Origin of the sequence: Nocardia arseniciresistens (assembly GCF_046764875.1) — a bacterium.
GTDB lineage: Bacteria > Actinomycetota > Actinomycetes > Mycobacteriales > Mycobacteriaceae > Nocardia > Nocardia arseniciresistens.
The window spans coordinates 23,097-41,873 of the sequence record NZ_JBKORD010000030.1 but is presented as its reverse complement, the minus strand read 5'-3'; the positions used below and the strand labels follow the sequence as shown (position 1 = coordinate 41,873).

Here is an 18,777-nt window from a genome sequence, read left to right as displayed (position 1 = left end):
CGGGTATAGCGTGTGGTCCCGTTCTGGTCCCGCTCCCTCGACTGGCCACTGCCTCGCCGTTTGGTGTCGTCCGAACCCCGAACTCGCGAACCAGAAGCGAAGGACTGCCGCCGAAAAGCGCCGTCAGGATTATGTCGGATCCCATGTGCATACTGGGGATTCGATTGGCTGATCGTGCTGGTTGGGACTCGAAAGCGGTGATGGAGAGCAATGCCGAAGGACAAGTTGTCGTCGCTGTCGGGAGACGGGGTTCGGCCGGCGTGGTTGGTGATGTCGAAGTCGGACTACCGCCGACTGGGCGGTGGAAGCAAATATGACGACGACCCGGCACGCCACTACAGCTGGGACAGCACGGTGCCCAATCATGGTCGAGTCCAAGCCGGCGACATCGTGGTGCTATGGAATGAAGTTGAGTCCCTCGGTGTATCGGTGATCGAACGAATTGTCGAGGGTCAGGCGGTCAAGCGTCGTGGCCGATGCCCAACCGAGTCGTGCCAGTCCACCAACTACGAGCCGCGCAAGACGATGCGGCCGGTATACCGCTGTTACGAATGCGAGACCAAGTTCGACGATCCGACGTTCGAGGACGTGGAGGTCAAGACTTTCCGATCGACGCACGGGCAGGCGTGGGTGGATCTGTTTGGTGAACTGTCGGCAAAGGAGCTGCGCGCGCTGTGTGTGAAACCGCGCTCGCAGAACAGCTTCCGGTTGCTTCGCTGGGATGCGTTCCGAGCCGCGGTGACGGGGGCAAAGGGAGGTGAGGCGTTTGGTCCGCTGGATTCGACGGTTCGCCAGATTCAAGGTGGACACACAACGCGACCGACCCGGGTTCGATTGGGACAAAGGGAATTTCGCCAGGCCCTACTGGCTAAATACGGGCCGCGCTGTGCGTTCACTGGAGACCTACCCGATTCCGTCCTGGACGCGTGCCATCTCTACAGCTACGCGAAGGTGGGCAAGCATCACGAACACGGCGGCGTACTGCTGCGACGCGACCTGCACACCCTGTTCGATCTTGGCAAGATCGCCGTCGACCAGAACGACCTGATCGACGTATGCGAACCGTACAGAGACTTCCCGACTTACAGTGCCCTGCACCAGAAGTCGCTCGCTGTCGCTGTCAGCCCCGTACAGCGCGAGTGGTTCGAGTTGCATTGGACAGAGCACCGCAGGCCCTGATCTCCGCATCCGGATACGCCGCCGTGTCTAACTCCCAAGCCGATTGAGTTCCTCGTTTCGTGATGCTCCAAGTCCGAACGTGCGACGATCGCGTCCGTGAAAGGTAGCGATGTGCTCACGTTTCTCGGACCCATCGTTTTGGGAGTCCTCGCCCTTCTAACGGCCGTTCTAACGCCATACGCGAAGATGAAGCTTGAGCTCCGCGACAAACGGGCACAGATTCGTGCCGACCTTGAGCTATTGGATCAACTGCCAGAGAAGATGTATGGCCGCGACGTCCTGACCAGCAGTATCGACCGACGAGTTCGGTCCCTGGCTATGTCTTCGTTGCCTCGCGCATGGCAACACAACCGCCAGCGACGTCAACAACGCAACGGGCTAACGGTTGTGCTGTATGGCGCACTTGCGGTGCTCATTTGGCAATGGGTCGTGGCGTGGTGGATCGCTGATACGTCGAGTCGTCGGATTGGGGCAGCGATATTGGTTGCCCTGGCCCTGGCTGTCCTCTTGCTGGCGCAACGACTGCGGGACAGGTTGGACGATGAGGAGACAACGGACCTACGTGACGAGGAACTTGCGCAACTGAGGGAAGTCGGGCGGCAGATGCACGTTGAGTTCGATCGACGTGTCGCCATTCAAGAACGTCTACTGAGCGAGCTGAGGGCCGGAGACGGTGCAGGTCCTTCCGAGAGGGAGAGCACGTCGGAGGTGCCGGCTGGAGCCCAGCGTTCCGAGGGGGACGACCGGTCAGCAGAGCGAGAGCCCAACAGAAGTCGAAGGCTTTCTTTGCCACCCTGGCGCATGTCCCCGTCATTTTTGCTTCGATCCGTGCGTCGGCATGGCGGATAGGTCACCTATCCGCAGCTTCCGCAGGTTTGGGGACTTCCCTTCCCCTGCTTCCTCATACCGGCCATCCCTGAGCGGAGGGAGGTCGTGTCAAGGGCGCTCTTTCCCTTGACTCGTCCGAGTGAGGTCAGAAAATTGGGCCATGAGGAGGCAGGGATCTACGCAACCCCGTGCAGCCACCTCGACAAGGCGCCGGCCGATTCCCGGCTGTCGTTTACGGGTCGGGACCACAGCCAGTCACCCCGTCAGGGAGTCCGCGGCTTGAATCCTGGCTTCGGAGGTAGGCCGGGGACGGCTGGTGTCGTGCCCAGCACTGCCCGGTGAACGAAAAAGCGGCCCGAGTTGAGTAGTCCGCGTGCTACCACGTCGCGAAAGCGGATGCCAGAACATGCGAACAGGGCCAGAATGCGCCCCGGTGGCCCGATGTGCCGCCGCCGCGCCGACGCGCCCGGTGGCCGCCAGCGCAGCCAGGCCGCCGGTTGCGCGTCGTAGCGCGGCGGCGGCGCATCGCGCCGCCGGGGCGCTCTTGATCCTGTATGGCGAAATTCGGCAACAATCCGCATCCGCACCTGTGACGATGAGTTGCCGTTACGTAGCCTGCGGGCTACGTGGTCGTGTTTCAGCGCCGAGGTTGGCACCGCGTGACCGGCGACTGTGCCGAAGTAGCGTGCGGCTGCGCGTCTTTCGCTTGCGTTTCGTCGGCCTCTGGGGTGGAAACTGTGTATTTTATTACTATGCCGAGAGAAGCGTCACAGGAGAAGGGGCGTGTCGGAGCTCGGACCGCTCAAAGGTGGCTTGAGGCAACGACATTCATTGAGTTGCCCTGGAACTCGTACAAGCACGAAGCTCAGTGCGAGATCGAGTGTCTCGGTGATTCCATCAAGATGTTTGACCTGGCGGGCTACTTCCTTACGGAAGAGCGCACTCCGGTGTCCGTAGAGGTCAAGAATGTGGATAGCGAGGATCATCTTAGGGAAAAGTTTCACGAATTCTTGGCTGTTGCTTACAGCTCCACCGCTAGGCGGAAGCTCAAGAAGAGAGCCGACGACAAGCGCGAGTTTATGTGGGTTTCGTGGCATCCATTTGGTCCGATGAGCAGATGGGCAAAACTTTCGTCAACCGAAGAAATCGAATTATCATTGACCGAATATCCGAAACTTCTCGACGGACAGGTAGTTGATACTTCAATCCTTCAAGAGGTGTCGAAGCGCATCTGGGTACTGACATTCAATCAGAGGCAAGAAACGTTGAGCCTGGATGCAGAAGAACTTGACAAGGTAATGGCGGCATTGTCGAGAAAGAGGACCACGCTGTGACGTTCACTTCCGCACTTCGCACCGCGATGGACACAACCGATGGGATTGCCTACATTGACCGAGTAAAAGCCGTAGTGCGTAGTCAACTTCAGGAACTTGACAGCACTGCGAAGATCGAAGATACACTTTACTACAACCACAGCGCGATTCCCGACTTCGTATTAAGCTGGCCCGGAGAGCGTGGTAAGCGTCGAGTATACTTGCGGGATTCGTACAGTTCGATCCTGGCGGGTGACGATACAAGTTACCTCAAAAAATTGGAACCGGTATTGCTAGCTCTCGATAGCGCAGACGGCGCTCAAGAGGTTGAGCAAATAAATTTACGGACTTCTCCAGGCGCATCGGCTAGAACCCTTGTCACGGATGTGGATGCTGTTGAAGTTATAGCCGGGGGAGAATCCCCTGCGTCTTCGTCACCGCTGAATAGCCTAGTTCGTGCCAATTTTGTCCGCGGCGGGAGGGGGTACGTCGATCATGATCGAGCTGAGCGGCTGGTGGAGGGACCTGAAACCATGTCGCCAGATCGCTTGGATGATATTGCCGGGTTGATCTCGGAGAACTTCGTTGAAGATGCCGCCGCTCGTATTACCCGAACTGCGCAACTAATAGAATTCGCGCTGCGAGGAAGACCTAACGACGTGGAGTCGTGGTCAGTGGTTGGCGGCAGACTGTCGCTTGCGGAAATACGGCATCTCCTGCCATGGCTATTAGCGCAGCCGGAAGCGGCGGAAAACGGGGCATTCTGGCGCTATGTGGGTTCATTGATGACCTTTGATGAGCTTGAACAGATACGAGAATCCATTGCGGATATCGATGTTTCGCCATTGATACGAGCGAATTCTGATGTATGGGAAGCCAATTGGGCGTACCTGGGTGCGTCTAGAGCAGTCGATCATAACGATGTCGATCCTCGCGATGCTCGGTGGTCATTCGATTCTGGTCGGTTGGGAGTCGATCTTGGTATGCAGCGAATTATCATTGCCAAGAACGGACGTCTAATACGTGCCCGGGAAAATTTGTCAGCTGCATCTTGGGACGAACTGAGAGTTGCGCTTTCTCGATATCAATTGGCAAGTATTTCACTGCGTGGGATTCGTCGATCTATTGTAGTGGATGCAGTTGAAAGTACCGACGTTCGACAAGATGTAGAAGACATATCCAACTCTGTTGAGGACCGTTATTACGTTTCTGGAACTACCGTTAGAGTACCTTCCCGAACCGCAGAAGATGGTTACACGGATCTCGTCGTGGATTTCGGTGGTAGTGTTGTTCATGCCCAAGGCGGTGCAACTATTCAAGATTTGACCGAGATTGCATTGCTGGTGCTGAATTACCGCTCTACAATTCCGTCGGGTGATCTTGGCAGGGTAATTGGTAGTAGCTCGCATGACACCTAGCTGCGAGGGAGTGTCGGAACGTTAATTGCACGGTAGGTCCGAGAAAAGTGTGGTGCGGAGCCATGAACTGTCTGCTGTAAGACGTCTGTGCTGGGTGGTTCAAAATGTTAGTCGTCGACCTTGTCGTAGTCATCGTCCATGCAAGACAGTTTGAACTCCGCGCCGACTCGGTGCTCCCGGATTTCGAACTGCGGACTGGCGACGGAGGTTCGACGGTCGCAGACTGAGGTCACCCATTGTCTAGGTCGGAGTACTTCACGGCCCGACCGCGCGCCTTGTCCGGCGGGTATCGCTTTCCGTTGGTCAGTATCTTCGCCTCAGCTGCCGCTTGCAGGTCTATGCCCAGGACGTCAGCCAGTCGTAGTAGGTAGAGGAAGACATCGGCGATCTCTTCCTCAACCCGTGATCGCCCCACCGCGTCGTGCGTGATCATCGCGCTTTCCTCGGCGGTGAGCCACTGGAAGAGCTCCGAAAGTTCGCCGACCTCGCCGATCAGCGCCATGACGAGATTCTTCGGTGTGTGGAAGCGTTCCCACTCTCGTTCGGCTGCGAATTCCACGAGCATGCGCTGAAGTCGATCGATTGCCATGGATACGTTGTAACAGGTGCATTGGGGCAGTCGCCCGCAGAATGCTGGATCGCTCGAGCCGGACCAGCACGATCCCCAATCCGCACGCCGAGACCGCGCTGGGCTCGGGGCAAGCCGGGTGGGTGTGTCGACGGGCCCGCGTGATGTTGACGAGGTTTCGATAGTGAAGGCAGTCGATGCGACCGTCACCCGTGTGCGCTTTTTCGGCGTCGGTGTGGTCGAGTGCCTTGTCGGTGGCTTCCTGCATCATGTAGCGCATGCCGGAGTATGTATTCTCGTTGCACCACAAAGACTCTCGAAACTGGGAGATCTGCAAGAGTGAGAGCTTGATCGGCGTCAGAGGAAGTCGCCATGCGCAGACGAGGGCTCAACAGGTCCAGTTCGGCGATACCGTATATGTATGGCGTGGCGGAGGAGCCTCCCGGCGCGGCTCCGGTCTGATCGCGAAACTATCGGTTGCGGGGCCCGCGCATCGTGCGGTTAACCCTCCCTGGCCGGATCCCGAGTTGTATACCTTTGTCATTCCCATCGCGAACGTGCTTGAGTTGGCGACACCAGTACCTGACCGGTTTCCGAGCAACCGGGAAGGCACGCGGTTCCGCGTCCAGAATTCCGCAGTCCAGCAGGGACTTCAGATCATCTCATCAGAATCTGCTGCGCTCATGGAGGCATGCTTCGTTAGCGAGGGGCTCATTGAGCCTCCGCAGCAGTTGGCAGTTTCGACCTCGAGCGGAGGTTGGTCCACCGACCAGGCACTGATCCGCAGGGTAGAACGGGCCGCAATCGAGGCTGCACGTCAGCAACTTCAGGCAGACGGATGGTACGAAATTAGAGACTGCCAGCAGGACGGATGTGGTTATGACTTGCTCTACGGCCGCGGTACTGAGGAGCTACTGGTCGAGGTGAAAGGAACTGCGGGCGGTGCGAAGCGTTTTGTTTTGACCCGCCTCGAACATCAAGTGTTGTCGTCAGATCCGCGGGCGCGTGTGTACCTCGTGCTCGACGCTCTGGGAGCAGCACCTAGGGGTGAGGTCCTTGACTGGAGGGCAGTGTCCGCTTTGGGGATCCTTGCGGACCGATGGCGAGTTGGGGGCTAACCGCCAGTAAGCCCCGCCGACCGGAGGTCAGATTAAGGGCTCTCGACTGACCGATCGATGCGTTTCGGCGCTGCCGATACCGTGGACTCATGACCCAAGACCTCGTTAGCTGGGCGGCGGAACTCGCACATGAGTACCTGCGCATGTTGCCGCGTCGGTTACGGCACGTCGAAGGCGTAGCGCGACGTGCGGCGCTGGCGGGAGGTGTCGTCGACGATCCAGTGGTATTGGTTGCTGCGGCCTGGCTGCATGACGTGGGGTACGCGCCGAACCTGGTCCGGACAGGGTTTCATCCGGTCGACGGTGCTGAGTTCCTTCGGCAGATAGGCGCGTCTGACCGGCTGTGTGCCCTCGTCGCGAACCATTCGTGTGCCTGCGTGGAAGCACGGAACCGCGGGGTTGTCCTCCATTGGGTGGACGAGCGGACGCCGCTGCGTGATGCGCTCTGGTGGGCGGACATGACCACCACCCCGGACGGCGCGGACGTGACCCTGGCCGAACGTCTGACGGACGTGTATCACCGATATGGAGAGACCAATGTGGTCACGCGGTCCGTGCGGGAAGCTGAACCAGCGTTACGCGAGGCCGTTGACCTGACTGAAGGTCGGTTGCGGCTTCAGGTGAAATAGGGCTCTTCGGGCAGGCGCAATCCGCGTTGGATTCTCTCCCTGATCGACGGATGGACATCGAGCTCCGAGATCTCCTCGGGAGAGACCCACCGCACCGCCTTGGACTCCGAGCTGGTCGAAGGTGTCCCGCCGATCGGTTCCGCGGCGAAGCAGATCGAGAATTCCTGTCGAACCTCGCCGTCGCCATAGGCGATGACGTGATGTGGGTCCGAGAAGATCCCGACGATTCCGACGGGGCGGACCTGAATGCCGGTTTCCTCGGCTACTTCTCGCACGACCGCATCGGCAACCGTCTCCCCGACCTCCATTCCTCCACCGGGAATCGAGTACTTGTCGTTGTCAGTGCGGTGGATCATGAGGATTCGTCCATCGGCATCTTGGACGAATGCGCTCACCGCAACTTTGAGGCTGTTCGCCTCTGGTGCTTCGGGGTCGTTGAAGTAGTCGGTCCTCATGCCACGCTCGCCTGTAGATCGGAAGGCTTCGAGCCTGCCCAAACCTGTTCGAAGCTGGTCAGATACGTCTCGAAGAGATCGCCGCCCGCTAATCGGCGAAGGTGCATCGCAGGTGCGTAGGCCCCTGGCTGTCCGTAAACGTGCATGTTGACGATCATCTCGTCGTCGAACCGAAATATGGAGTTGTACAGCGTGGTGTCGTGGTAATGGAGGTCAACGCCGTCGATCGAGGCCAGCGGCGTGATAAGGGAGAGAGCATTGCGGATGCGCGCCGAAACGGTGCCGTCGGCGAGACGTTCCTCACTGCTCCGCTTCGTCGCCTCGTCAGCTGCTGGATTGCCGAACAGCAATCGAATCGACGTGCCGTTCACGGCCTTCTGCTTGATCTTTCGGGTGAACGACGGGTCCTCAGCGAGGAACAGTCCAGCGAGAACGAGGATCTCGATTCGATCGTTTGCGCTATCGAGAAGCCTGCCCCAGAGGTCGGCAGGCACGGAACTCCGATGGGGAAAGACCCTTACGACCTCAGATTCAGCGATCGCTGAACGTCGTTCTGGGGCAACAGCATCCGGCCACAGGTAGTTCTCGGTCTCCTTGACCATGGAAGCGACAGCGTGTCGGTGCCGAGGGTACGGAACGCGCCCCTTGGTGATCCACCGCTCGACGGTCTTCTGATCGACACCGGTCGCGTCGGCCACCTGGTCGATGTTCACGCCGTTTCGAAGCAGTGCTTCGCGGAGTCGTTCGTTAGCCATTTCATCTCCCAGGACGAGTAGGGACGACTTAATTCTAAGTGAGACGTCCCTAGATGTCCACCTATGTGGTCTATGTGTCCCGCCAATTCTTGGAAAGTACTGGTCAGCAAGGGATTTCAATTACCGAAATGACACAAGACAACAAGGAGTTGACAGCAATGGCATTGAAGGATGTGTGGTTCACCCCGGAGTTCGGCGTCGCGTTCCCGAAGGGCGTGTTCCTGCTGGGTGCGGTTCAAGCGGTTACGGAGTTCAGTACCGATCGCAACGCACCGAAGCGTCAGAAGGTCGATCTCGACGACGACGGCAACGGTACCGGCAAGCGCATGTGGAAGGGCACAGTCACTGATCCGACCGCCCTGAACGCGAAGCAAGCGAGCTTCGATGTGGTGTTCATCGCGGATGTGCAGCCTGTACCAGCTGCTGCGGAGATCGTGCCCGGCATGACTCCGATCGAGTTGGAGGGTTTGCAGATCAAGCCGAAGGTCGCGGGTTCGGGTGAGTTCAAGTCGATCGGCTGGAACGTCAGGGCTACCGGTATCAAGGGCGACAACTCGGGTTCCAAGCAGGCTCCGGCTGATCCGGGTGCTGCTCGTCCCGCCGGTTCTAAGGCGGCGTGATGAATGCGGCGGATCAGTCGGCGGGGATGGTTTGGGCGCGCTGGTCCGCCGTCATCATCATCGTCATCATCGGGACAGCGGCGTTCGTCCTGAGCTTCGCGGCGTTGCGTGATCTGGCGATTCTTGCCAACACTCCGAAGCAATGGGCATGGCTGTTCCCGGTCATCGTGGACGGCACCATCATCCAGGCAACCATCTCCGCCCTGGTCCTGGCTGCCAGTCCCGAACGACGCTGGTTCCTCTGGGTCCTCGGAACCGGCGCAATGGTCTCGATCGCCGGCAACTCATTGCACGCGGTCGCGGCCGGTCGAATCCTGCCCTGGTGGGCATCAGCACTGGTCGCAGCTATCGCCCCGATCTCGCTACTGGTCGATACACACGGCCTGGCGGTGCTTTTCCGTGCCGCACAACATGTTTCGGCTCCTGAACTGGTGTCGGAGCCGGTTGTCGAGCAAGCCGCCGTAGAGCGCGCACCCGAGCCGGTGCATGCGTCTACAGCGCGGATTCATCCGGTGCCGTCCGCGCCAGTGCAAACCATTCGTAACTCGCGACCGGTGCAGCAGATGCTTCCGATCGCTGTCCCTGTTGGGGGTGCATGATGACCGTTTTCGATCCTAACTCCGACCATCTCGGCGGTCCGATCGCCGGTGGGCTGCGCAACGTGAAATACATTCCGGCGCAACGTTTCCAGCCGGTTGAATCCACTGCTGGAGTGTCGTTCCTGGTGGGCGGTGTCGAGGTGTGCCTGAGTGTCGCGGATGCTCGATCCCTCTCCCACGTCCTGCCCAACGTGCTGGCTGAACATTCCGTTGCTCTGGCGTTCGCGCCGCTCGGGGCGGTGGCGTGATGTCGACGACTTCGCTTCTGGTCTCGTGCGGCTCGATCGCTGCTGCCGGTGTGATGGCCTACTGGCGGCAACTGGGCGCACCGCGGCTTCGCCCGATGACTGCCGAGCAGTTCGCCGCCCAAGCTCCACCGGAGCTCCGGACCGCGGTGTTCGTGATCGAGGACCGGGCGCAAACCAATCTCATGTTCGGCGCGCTGGGTTTGGGTGCCAACGATGACGGATTCCCTCGTGTGGATGCCTACTACTACGTCGATCACGGCTTGAGTGTGGATGTCCAGATGTTGGGCGGTCAGTCGATCAACGACTGGACCAATGAAGCCACCCTGGATGCGATGTCGCATTACCTGGGTGTGGAGCAGGTGACCGCGCGATCACCTGAGCCGGGATTCATCCGCTTGGAGGTGCGGGTTTTCGACACCCTCGCCGCCTCGGCAGCGTTGCCGAGCTCGGTCCCCAATGACGTGGACCTCCGAGCGGTCCCGGTCGGTATCACCGAAACCGGCGAGATCGCCACCATCCCGATCCTGGGCACGCATGGCTTGTGTGTGGGCGCTACCGGGTCCGGTAAAGGCAGTGTCGCCTACTCGATCCTGGCCGCGCTCGGTCCCTTGATTCGTGACGGTCTGGTGGACGTGTACTGCATCGACCCGAAGGGCGGAATCGAGTTCGGTCCCGCCAAGGACCTGTTCGTGAAGTTCGCCTACCAAACCGCCGAAGACATCCTCGTCGTGCTGAAAGAAGCGATCGCGGTGATGCGGCAACGGCAGGCGAAACTCCTCGCGGCGGGACTGCGCAAGCACACACCCACCAAGGACGAGCCGCTGATCCTCATCCTTCTCGACGAAGCAGCCGCTTTGGCTTCCTACGCCGACCGTGAGGTCCGCACCGCGTTCGAAGAACTCAATGGCTTGTTGTTGACCCAGGCACGTGCGACCGCGGTCAGCATGTTCGCCTTCGTGCAGGACCCGTCCAAAGAGAACATGCCGCAACGGCAGCTGTACCCGGTCCGGATCGGGCTTCGTCTCACCGAACCTACCCAGGTCGCGATGGTGTTCGGTGCCGGCGCCCGTGAGCGTGGCGCCCACTGCGACAAGATCTCTGACACCACACCAGGTGTCGGCTACATCGAACAAGACGGCTCCACCGCGCTGACCCGGGTGCGGTTCTACTGGGTCGACGACAACGATATCGCCGCCATGGTCCGCGCTTACGCGCCACGGCACGAAATCGTCATTCCCGCTGATGATTTCGACGATTTCGACCCGTCCACCTTCGACCCGGATGACTTGGGTGATGAAGGTCCGGTGGCGGCATGAGGACAGGGTTCGTCATGGAGTGCCACGTGGTCATCTACTGCGACGGCTGCGGAGACCTCTACTCCGAGAACGGCTCCGAGGGCATCTGCTTCAACTCGGTACACCAGGCCGTGGGCTACCTCAACGCCAGATCCGCTGGCGTCGGCTGGCTCTACGACGGCGACAAGGTCCTGTGCGATGGCTGCATCGCGGTCACCCGGTGTACCGAGCAGGGCCATTCCTTCCCCACTTTCCCGAAGTCGCTTCGCTCCCACACCTGCACGGTGTGCGGCATCCACGAATCCGAGGTTCTGTCATGACGTCCCGCCGAAACGACATCGACGCCGCTGTGCATATCCGGTCGGTTCGTCGCTGCCACCTCGAACGCTCCGGCCTGGACTCGGTCACTGTGGCTGTTCATCTGCTGGTCGAAACCGGTGACGCTCCCGGCTGGGATGCGGCTATCGACGAAGAGGACTGGGCGGCATGAGCATCGAATCACCTCCGAATGTGCCGGAGTTCTTCTACCTCCTCAACCCGAAACAACTCCGACCCGGCGACATCGTCCACGAACTCAACGGCCTGCCGCTGCGTGATGGGCCGATGGCCATCCGTGAAATCAAAACCGCGGTCGTCAGGCACGGCAGGCGAACTCGGGAATGCCTCGAACTGGTACCCGAAGACCCCTCGCGTGGTTCGCAATTCATCTACGACGTGCAAGTGAAAGTCGCTCGCGAAGCCCGCCCCGGCCGCGTCAATCCGATCGTCACCGCCGCTGCCGCCTCGCTCAACAAACCCAAGACGCGGCGCCGGACGAAGGACCTGTCTCAGCCCTGTCAGGGGCAGCTGCCGTTGTTCGATCTGCCCGAAGGGAGAAGGCCGTGAACCGCACACTCCGGCTGTTTGATTTGTTCTCGTGCGCTGGTGGTGCCGCGAAGGGTTACCGCGGTGCGGGTTTCGAGGTCGTCGGCGTCGATATCGTCGCTCAACCGCGCTACCCCTTCGAACATCATGTCGCTGACGCCCTGGAGTTCCTGGCTGCCCGCGGTGAGGAATTCGACGTCATCCACGCCTCACCGCCGTGCCAGCACTACAGCCCGTTGCACGCTCTGGCTCCGCATCTGGAGTACCCGGACCTTGTCGCGGTGACTCGCTCGGCACTGGAGGTCCTGGGGAAGCCGTATGTGATCGAGAACGTCATGGCCGCTCCGCTGGACCGCGCCCGTTCGATCACGTTGTGCGGTGGCATGTTCGGGCTGCGCACCTACCGGCATCGCCGATTCGAATCCAACATCTCGCTACGTCCCGCGACCCATCCGAAGCACGTGGCTCGTACCGCCACCTCTCGGCGGCGTGAACGGTGGGCACAAGGCTGGCACATCTCGGTGACCGGTGATGTCGGCCGCTACGTCGGACCCGAAGCCATGGGCATCGACTGGATGACCGGCGACGAACTGTGCCAAGCGATCCCACCCGCCTACACCCAACACATCGGTCACCAACTGCGTGACCACCTCACTGATCCCTCCGGCCGTCTGGCCCTGTCCGAGGCGGTGGCCTGATGACCACGAAGAACAACCAGCACGACCCGTTCGATCTGATCGGCTTGGCGGTACTGAACACGGTGTGGTCCACGATGCTCGGTATCGGTGTGGCGGTGTGGTGGGCTGTCCTGTTCCCGATGGTGTCGATCCCGCTGTTGGCGGCGGCCGCGGTTGGTGTGGTGTTGGGTTGGGTGTGGGGTGTCGTGGTGGTCGGGGTGTCCATCTCGGGGATGGTGCTGTGGCGCCGCAGGAGTCCGCAGACCTTCGAGCAGTGGATCACCTCACGAGCACGCACCCGATGCTTCACCTGGTTCCGGTACCGGCGTCGCTGGGCGAAACTGTTGACCGCCTGCAACCTCACCATCGCTCGTGAGGATCGGACGTTCGTTCCGCGGCTGCTGTCGGTGGAGATCGGCGAGACCGTCGACCGCCTCAAAGTGCGGATGCTCGAAGGCCATTGCCCCGCTGACTGGGAGAACCGCACCGATCACCTGACCCATGCGTTTCGTGCTCAGGAGTGCCGGACCTCGATCATCGGTCCCGGCCTCGTACAGCTGGTCTTCCGCCGCTCGGATTCGCTCGCTGAAACTGTCGCACTTCCGCGTATTGATGGCGGGCAGCGTTGGGGCAAGGAGGCTGCGTGATGACCGAGCCTGCTATCGATACCCCGGTCCGGGAAACCGCTGCTGACCGTCGTGCGAAACCATCATTTCTGGAGGTGGCGCAAGCGACCGCCGAGAAGTTCGACGTCTGCAAACGACCGATCCCGATGCGCGTCTACGACCCGAAAACCCTGTCCGAGACCTACATTGCGGCGCCATGTAAATCCACGGTCGCTTCGGTGTGCCCGGCATGCGCGAAAGCCGCTCGCCAGTTGCGCGTCACCCAGTGCTACGACGGCTGGCATCTCGAAGCCGAACCAGTCGTCGAGAAGACCGATCCGACGCAGCAGCAATCCGAGTTGCTCACCGCCCGTGCGGTGTTGTTCGACGACTACCAGAACGCGAAGACCGACAGTGATCATCCGTTGATGGATGGCATCCGCGAAGTCGTTGACTCGTTGGATCGGGAACTGCGTGACTCTGGTCTGCGCGGCAAATTCCCGGCCCTGGACGCGAAACCGAAGAGGCGCCGCACCCGTTCGACCAAGCGTCGTCAGGACATGCCGGACTTGCCGCGGCGCAAGGTGGGTCGCAAGACGGTCGGGCGGGAGTATGCGGGCAAATATCGGCCCTCGATGATGCTGACCTTCACCCTGCCCTCTTACGGTGCGGTGCATTCCGATGGTGCGGTGAACAGCAAAGGCGAACCATGCGGTGACGGTTCACCTCGCAACCCGAACACCTACGACTACGCCGGTGCGGCTCGCGACATCATCCACTTCACCTCGCTGTTCGACCGCCTCAAGCAGAACTTGCGTCGCGCGGTGGGCTGGAATGTGCAGTACTACGCGGTCGTGGAACCGCAGCGCCGCGGCGCCCCGCACATCCACATGCTCATTCGCGGCACCATCCCCCGCGAGATCGTCAAGCAGGTAGCAGCGGCAACCTACTTTCAGGTGTGGTGGCCCCATCACGACCACGAGGTCTACCGCGACGGACACATGCCGGTATGGGACCACCAAGGGCAACGGTTCGTCGATCCCGGTACCGCGCAACCGCTTCCGACGTTCGACGAAGCGCAAGACCTCCTGTCCACGGTCGATGACCTGGAGCCAGCGCATGTGGTGAAGTTCGGTAATCAGATGGACCCGAAAGACATTCGCGGTGTTCTCGGCAACTCCGAAGAAGCCGCCCGGACCGTCGGCTACGTCACCAAGTACCTGACGAAGTCGATCGCCGAGGTCCTCGAACCGCAGACTTCGCGTGCTGCCGCGCACTACGACCGGTTGCATGCCGAGCTTCAGCACACGCCGTGTTCGGAGACGTGCGCGGTGTGGTTGCGCTATGGGATCGCCCCGAAAGGTGCCAACGAGAAGACCGTCCCTGGTCGCTGCCGCGGCAAAGCGCATCGCCGCGACACCCTCGGCCTGCCCGGTCAGCGGGTCCTGCCTTCCGAGCAGTGGTCGGGTAAAACGCTGCCGGACTACCGCGCCGATCGTGCCGAGTTCGTTCGGCAACTCCTCGCCAGGGTCGGAATGGTCAAAGCCGACACCTCACATTTGCAGGTGAGCCCGGTCGAACCCGGTGACCATTCGGTGCCACCGCGTGAGCATCTGATCATGGCGGCGATCTCCCAACGCACCAAATGGCGAGCGGAATACACCAACGCCCTGTTAGCGGCTGATCCGCCAGGGCCACCAGAAGTTTCGGCAACCGCCCTGACAGCGGCTTAGGTGGGATGGTCATGAACAATCGACTGGTCGACGGCAAGTTGTACACGACGGCTGAACTTGCGAATCTGCTCGGCGTGGATGCGTCCAGCTTGCGCCGGTGGCGTACATCGAATCCGCCCTGCGGTCCCGCCTATGTGCGTGTGTCGCCACGGGTCGTGAAGTACAGCTCGGAGGATATCGAAAAGTGGCTGCGCGATCGGCGAACCGACCCGTCCTCAGCGGCGGCGTGATGGCAGAGTCCATCAATCTCCCTGTGGGCATACGCCTTTCAGCGGATATCGAAGAACGCGCGGACTACGGCAAGCGGCCGTTCAAAGCACGGGTGCGGTGGATCGACCCAGCTACCAAGAAACGGCCCTCGATATCTGAGCCGTTTGCGACGCGGGAGGAAGCGGGAGAGTGGATTGCCCGCCTGCAACGGAAAGCGGCACAGGGCATAGATCCGAAATCCGCGCTCATGCGGCTCGGAGAGTACGGCGACGCGAACATGGAGCTGGCGCTGCGGGGGTTGGAGAAGAAGACCAGGGATCCCTATCTCGCCGGGTGGCGCAAACGCGTTGTCCCAACGTTGGGGCATCTTTCGGCCGCGATGATCACGGCAGGGGCCATAGATCGTGCCGTGGTCGGATGGATCAGCGATGGCGTGAGCAAGTCGACGGTGAAGAACAGTCTCGCTGTGCTGGTGCGGGTGATGGAGCAGGCAGTGCGAGATGAGATCCGGGAGAAGAACCCGGCGCATATTCGCGGGTGGCAGAAGCTGTATCAGCAGATCGAAGACGAACTCGATGACCCGCGTTCGTTGGCGCTGCCCAATTGGACCGTACTGGTCACCCTCGCCGATGCCTTGGTGGAACGTTCGGCAGATCGGTACCGCGGCTGGGGTGACGTCGTGATCTTCGCCGGGTGCACCGCCTCACGGATCGGAGAAGTGTCCGGGTGCCGAGTCGGCGATATCGACACCAAGACTTGGACCTGGCAGGTTCGTCGGCAGACAACGCCATCGCCGGGCGGGATGGATGACAAGGGCACTAAGGGGAACCGGGCAAGGTATGTGCCGCTGATCGAGGAAGTTCGCGAGCTGATATCCGAGCGGCTCGACATGATCGGCCGAGAAAATCTCGACGCCCGATTGTTCCGGGGTCCCCGCGGTGGCCGTATTGCGACCGGTGTCCTTCGGGATGCGACGCATTGGGATGAGGTGGTGGCAAAGCTGGGTTATGAGCATCTGCGGCGGCACGATCTTCGGCACACCGGTCTGACGTGGATGGCCGATGCTGGGGTGAGCCTGCATGTACTCCAGAAGATCGCCGGTCATGCCGACAGCCGGACAACTGAGAAGTACTTGCATCCGGATCGGCGGGAGATCACCGGTGCCGGGGACAAGCTCTCCGAACACCTTCGGTCCCGTTCTGGTCCCGTTCTCCGAGTGGTCTAATGACCAAAATCCCCTTCCGACCCAGGTCAGAAGGGGATTTCTTTTGTCGGGATGACAGGATTTGAACCTGCGACCACTTGACCCCCAGTCAAGTGCGCTACCAAGCTGCGCCACATCCCGGTTGCGTCCGCGTGCGGGCGCTCGAAAAGATTACCTCAGAGAGGGGTGAGACGCCGAATCGCCTGGTTGGCGGCGTGGTGGGGTGGGTGGGGAATTACAGCGGTGTCACTTGGGCTACGGCTCGGGGGTCGCCGGAGACGGCGAACCAGACGCCAAGAGACTGGCCGGCGCGGCGGGAGATGAGGCGGACTTTGTCGCCGGTTTTGAGGGGTTTGGCGTATTCGATGACGGTGCGGTGGGGGCCGGACACCAGGTCGGTGTGGTCGGCGAGGAATTCCTCCAGGGCGCTGAGGTAGACGGCGTTGTTGACGTGGTCCAGCCAGTCGATGTCGGTGACGCGGAGGGGGAAGGGTAGTTCGTGGACGTCGGGCTCGTCCTGGGCCGGGATGGGGTCGGTGAGTGCTGGTTTCCAGCGGAGGCGATGTTCGGAAGTGTTGGCGAGCATGGGGGCCATGAAGCGGTCGCTCATGCGGGCGGGAACGCCGGATTCGGTGCCGAAATGGATCAGGAAAGCTTCGGTTTCGACGAGTCCGCCGTGGCTACCGGAGATTTGGACGCGCATGTTGCACCAGCGGTTGGACAATGCGGAGCACCAGCGGCGGAGGGTGACGTGTTCGCCGAATTCGATGGGCTTCATGACATCGATGACGGTGCGGCGGACTACCCAGCCACGGTGGGTGTCGCCATCTTCGACCGCGTCGAGGTGATCGAAGCCGATGTCTTGGAGGTAGCGGGCAATGGCGTCGAGGCGCAGGCGTTGGTCGTTGTCGGTGTCGGCGAGGCGCACCGGCCAGTCCGTCTGGAACGGGGATCCGGTGGTGGGGAGTTCCGTCAGCACGCTGGGGATGACCATGAGCGAATAATGCCAGGTCGCGACGGTTCGCGCGTGCGCCGGGCCGACCGAGTCGCAGACAAGAGGCAGTTCGGCCAACACTCGCGCAGAGACATCGCGGCGACCCGCGCCCCGGCAGGCGACAGACTTATGTTTCCCTAAGGGGAGGTCGGATTCTTCTGAATCAGACTCCCCCGCCGACGCATCGGGTGGCCTGAACAAACACTGGCGCAATGATTTCCATGACTGAGGCCCACCATCAAGAACAGTCCGCACACCGGCGATGGGCTCGCTACCACCAGACCGTCGATATCCTCCCGCGACGGCCGACTGCTGGTGCGGATCACGCGACAGATCCGGGTAACGGGTCGCCATGGATGGGCGATGAATCCGTCATGCTGAACGCAGAGTTTGTCTTCGTAGCCATCGCCGCCGCCTTCGTAGCAGTTTCCGACCTCGTCGGTGGCGTTGCGGGTGCGCTTGGTTCATCCGGAAGGTAGATGTCGGGGGTCTGATGGCCCAGGCGCGCAGGAAGTACACCTGCCACACCTGGGCCGCCCCGGGTCAGACCTGCTTCCAGGCTCCCGCCGCGACGGCGTCACGAACATAGTCGGCGAAGTCGATCGGGTCGCGGCCGAGCAGGCGGCGAGCGGTGTCGGTCAACGTGGCGTTGCGGCCGTCGAGGAGGGTGGCGAAGATGTCGAGCATGCCTGCGACTTCCTCGGCCGGCATGCCGAACTCGGACTTCAGTACCGCGCCGAACTGCTCGGCGGTGACGGGGATGTACTGGACGTCTCTACCGGATTCCTTGGCGATGGTGTCGACCGCGTCGCCGAAGGTCAGTAGGCGGGGGCCGGTCAGTTCGTAGTTCTGGCCCGCGTGGCCGTCCTCGGACAGTGCGGCCGCCGCGATGTCGGCGAGGTCGCCGGAGTCGATGAAGGGCTCCGGTACCTGACCGGCTGGGAAAGCGACCGCGCCGCCGAACACCATGTCCGTGAAGACGCCCTCGTCGAAGTTCTGGTTGAACCACGCGGCTTGCAGGACTGTCCATTCGGCGCCGCTGTCGCGCACCGCCTGCTCGGCGGGGGCGGCCTGGTCCTCGCCGCGGGCGGACAGCAGCACCAGCCGCTGAACGCCGTTGGCTACGGCCAGTTCGCTGAAGGCCCGGATGGTGTCTCCGGCGCGGGGATCGCCGATGTCGGGGGTGTACATGAGAAACGCTGCCCGCACGCCCTCTAGCACCGGAGCCCAGGTGCTCCGGTCCTCCCAGTCGAACGGGGTCTTCGCGGAGCGGGAGCCGATGCGGACCGGGAATCCCTTGGCGGCCAAGCGATCTGCGACTCGGCGGCCAACCTTGCCGGTGCCCGCGGTGACGAGGATGGTGTCGGTGACGTTGTTCGTTGTTGTCATGCTCCCAGTCAAGCCGGGCGGGCGGCGGCCGACCATCGGCGAAAGACTCGGCTACATGTCCGTGCGTCTACGCCCC

22 protein-coding genes and 1 tRNA gene are annotated in these 18,777 nt (G+C 61.3%); 17 read left to right on the top strand and 6 right to left on the bottom strand.

The features are described from left to right. Nucleotides 1–210 precede the first annotated feature (210 nt). The 3 genes from ACLMAJ_RS36750 to ACLMAJ_RS36740 all read left to right on the top strand — a co-directional run bounded on the left by ACLMAJ_RS36750 (nt 211) and on the right by ACLMAJ_RS36740 (nt 4,738). Nucleotides 211–1,179 (top strand): HNH endonuclease, encoded by a 969-nt coding sequence (locus ACLMAJ_RS36750; RefSeq protein ID WP_412018521.1) that lies wholly within the window; start codon nt 211–213, stop codon nt 1,177–1,179. A 1,580-nt stretch (nt 1,180–2,759) separates the two neighbouring features. Further along, the gene (locus tag ACLMAJ_RS36745; protein ID WP_412018520.1) at nt 2,760–3,341 is read left to right on the top strand and encodes a hypothetical protein; all 582 of its coding nucleotides are present in this window, start codon (nt 2,760–2,762) and stop codon (nt 3,339–3,341) included. Then, nucleotides 3,338–4,738, top strand: coding sequence for a hypothetical protein (locus ACLMAJ_RS36740; RefSeq protein WP_412018519.1), 1,401 nt, complete (start codon nt 3,338–3,340; stop codon nt 4,736–4,738). The genes ACLMAJ_RS36745 and ACLMAJ_RS36740 overlap by 4 nt, the downstream gene beginning before the upstream one ends. Nucleotides 4,739–4,967: 229 nt before the next feature. Here ACLMAJ_RS36740 and ACLMAJ_RS36735 read toward each other — a convergent pair whose 3' ends face one another. After that, complete coding sequence (locus ACLMAJ_RS36735; RefSeq protein WP_412018518.1) at nt 4,968–5,327, bottom strand: nucleotide pyrophosphohydrolase; 360 nt, start codon at nt 5,325–5,327, stop codon at nt 4,968–4,970. A 257-nt stretch (nt 5,328–5,584) separates the two neighbouring features. Here ACLMAJ_RS36735 and ACLMAJ_RS36730 point away from each other — a divergent pair, with 257 nt between their 5' ends. Continuing rightward, nucleotides 5,585–6,424 carry a protein NO VEIN domain-containing protein gene (locus ACLMAJ_RS36730; protein WP_412018517.1) on the top strand — a complete coding sequence of 280 codons (840 nt, stop codon included), beginning with the start codon at nt 5,585–5,587 and terminating at the stop codon, nt 6,422–6,424. 89 nt (nt 6,425–6,513) lie between these two features. Next, nucleotides 6,514–7,053, top strand: coding sequence for an HD domain-containing protein (locus ACLMAJ_RS36725; RefSeq protein ID WP_412018516.1), 540 nt, complete (start codon nt 6,514–6,516; stop codon nt 7,051–7,053). Here the strand turns inward: ACLMAJ_RS36725 and ACLMAJ_RS36720 are convergent. Both ACLMAJ_RS36720 and ACLMAJ_RS36715 read right to left on the bottom strand, forming a co-directional pair. Beyond that, nucleotides 7,041–7,508 carry an NUDIX hydrolase gene (locus ACLMAJ_RS36720; RefSeq protein ID WP_412018515.1) on the bottom strand — a complete coding sequence of 156 codons (468 nt, stop codon included), beginning with the start codon at nt 7,506–7,508 and terminating at the stop codon, nt 7,041–7,043. The two genes, ACLMAJ_RS36725 and ACLMAJ_RS36720, sit on opposite strands and share 13 nt — an antisense overlap. Next, nucleotides 7,505–8,206, bottom strand: a complete 702-nt coding sequence (locus ACLMAJ_RS36715) for a DUF5919 domain-containing protein (protein WP_412018514.1) — start codon at nt 8,204–8,206, stop codon at nt 7,505–7,507. The genes ACLMAJ_RS36720 and ACLMAJ_RS36715 overlap by 4 nt, the downstream gene beginning before the upstream one ends. 110 nt (nt 8,207–8,316) lie before the next feature. On the opposite strand from ACLMAJ_RS36715, the gene ACLMAJ_RS36710 reads away from it, so the two are divergent. From ACLMAJ_RS36710 to ACLMAJ_RS36655, 12 genes are read left to right on the top strand one after another with little or no spacing between them, the layout of a single operon-like run. Beyond that, nucleotides 8,317–8,883, top strand: coding sequence for a hypothetical protein (locus tag ACLMAJ_RS36710; protein ID WP_412018513.1), 567 nt, complete (start codon nt 8,317–8,319; stop codon nt 8,881–8,883). Next, a complete protein-coding gene (locus ACLMAJ_RS36705) occupies nt 8,883–9,482 on the top strand; it encodes a DUF2637 domain-containing protein (protein WP_412018512.1) in 600 nt (199 codons plus the stop codon). The genes ACLMAJ_RS36710 and ACLMAJ_RS36705 overlap by 1 nt, the downstream gene beginning before the upstream one ends. Next, complete coding sequence (locus ACLMAJ_RS36700; RefSeq protein WP_412018511.1) at nt 9,482–9,730, top strand: hypothetical protein; 249 nt, start codon at nt 9,482–9,484, stop codon at nt 9,728–9,730. The genes ACLMAJ_RS36705 and ACLMAJ_RS36700 overlap by 1 nt, the downstream gene beginning before the upstream one ends. Then, nucleotides 9,730–11,046 (top strand): FtsK/SpoIIIE domain-containing protein, encoded by a 1,317-nt coding sequence (locus ACLMAJ_RS36695; RefSeq protein WP_412018510.1) that lies wholly within the window; start codon nt 9,730–9,732, stop codon nt 11,044–11,046. The genes ACLMAJ_RS36700 and ACLMAJ_RS36695 overlap by 1 nt, the downstream gene beginning before the upstream one ends. Beyond that, complete coding sequence (locus ACLMAJ_RS36690; RefSeq protein ID WP_412018509.1) at nt 11,043–11,345, top strand: hypothetical protein; 303 nt, start codon at nt 11,043–11,045, stop codon at nt 11,343–11,345. Before ACLMAJ_RS36695 ends, ACLMAJ_RS36690 begins: the two co-directional genes overlap by 4 nt. Then, a complete protein-coding gene (locus tag ACLMAJ_RS36685; RefSeq protein WP_412018508.1) occupies nt 11,342–11,515 on the top strand; it encodes a hypothetical protein in 174 nt (57 codons plus the stop codon). The genes ACLMAJ_RS36690 and ACLMAJ_RS36685 overlap by 4 nt, the downstream gene beginning before the upstream one ends. Then, nucleotides 11,512–11,910 carry a hypothetical protein gene (locus ACLMAJ_RS36680; RefSeq protein ID WP_412018507.1) on the top strand — a complete coding sequence of 133 codons (399 nt, stop codon included), beginning with the start codon at nt 11,512–11,514 and terminating at the stop codon, nt 11,908–11,910. The genes ACLMAJ_RS36685 and ACLMAJ_RS36680 overlap by 4 nt, the downstream gene beginning before the upstream one ends. Beyond that, nucleotides 11,907–12,587 carry a class I SAM-dependent methyltransferase gene (locus ACLMAJ_RS36675; protein WP_412018506.1) on the top strand — a complete coding sequence of 227 codons (681 nt, stop codon included), beginning with the start codon at nt 11,907–11,909 and terminating at the stop codon, nt 12,585–12,587. The genes ACLMAJ_RS36680 and ACLMAJ_RS36675 overlap by 4 nt, the downstream gene beginning before the upstream one ends. Further along, entirely contained in the window at nt 12,587–13,213 is a 627-nt protein-coding gene (locus ACLMAJ_RS36670; protein ID WP_412018505.1) for a hypothetical protein, read from the top strand. The genes ACLMAJ_RS36675 and ACLMAJ_RS36670 overlap by 1 nt, the downstream gene beginning before the upstream one ends. Further along, on the top strand, nt 13,213–14,904 hold the full coding sequence (locus tag ACLMAJ_RS36665; protein ID WP_412018504.1) for a replication initiator: 1,692 nt from the start codon (nt 13,213–13,215) through the stop codon (nt 14,902–14,904). The genes ACLMAJ_RS36670 and ACLMAJ_RS36665 overlap by 1 nt, the downstream gene beginning before the upstream one ends. 11 nt (nt 14,905–14,915) lie before the next feature. Further along, nucleotides 14,916–15,134 carry a helix-turn-helix transcriptional regulator gene (locus tag ACLMAJ_RS36660; protein ID WP_412018503.1) on the top strand — a complete coding sequence of 73 codons (219 nt, stop codon included), beginning with the start codon at nt 14,916–14,918 and terminating at the stop codon, nt 15,132–15,134. Then, a complete protein-coding gene (locus tag ACLMAJ_RS36655; protein WP_412018502.1) occupies nt 15,134–16,339 on the top strand; it encodes a tyrosine-type recombinase/integrase in 1,206 nt (401 codons plus the stop codon). Before ACLMAJ_RS36660 ends, ACLMAJ_RS36655 begins: the two co-directional genes overlap by 1 nt. Before the next feature lie 46 nt (nt 16,340–16,385). On the opposite strand, the gene ACLMAJ_RS36650 is transcribed toward ACLMAJ_RS36655, so the two are convergent. The 3 genes from ACLMAJ_RS36650 to ACLMAJ_RS36640 all read right to left on the bottom strand — a co-directional run bounded on the left by ACLMAJ_RS36650 (nt 16,386) and on the right by ACLMAJ_RS36640 (nt 18,701). Then, nucleotides 16,386–16,459 (bottom strand) — tRNA-Pro (locus ACLMAJ_RS36650). A 94-nt stretch (nt 16,460–16,553) separates the two neighbouring features. Beyond that, nucleotides 16,554–17,312, bottom strand: coding sequence for an acyl-[acyl-carrier-protein] thioesterase (locus ACLMAJ_RS36645; protein ID WP_412018501.1), 759 nt, complete (start codon nt 17,310–17,312; stop codon nt 16,554–16,556). Between the two features lie 543 nt (nt 17,313–17,855). After that, nucleotides 17,856–18,701: an NmrA family NAD(P)-binding protein gene (locus tag ACLMAJ_RS36640; protein WP_412018500.1), complete on the bottom strand. Its 846-nt coding sequence runs from the start codon at nt 18,699–18,701 to the stop codon at nt 17,856–17,858. Nucleotides 18,702–18,777: the final 76 nt, after the last annotated feature.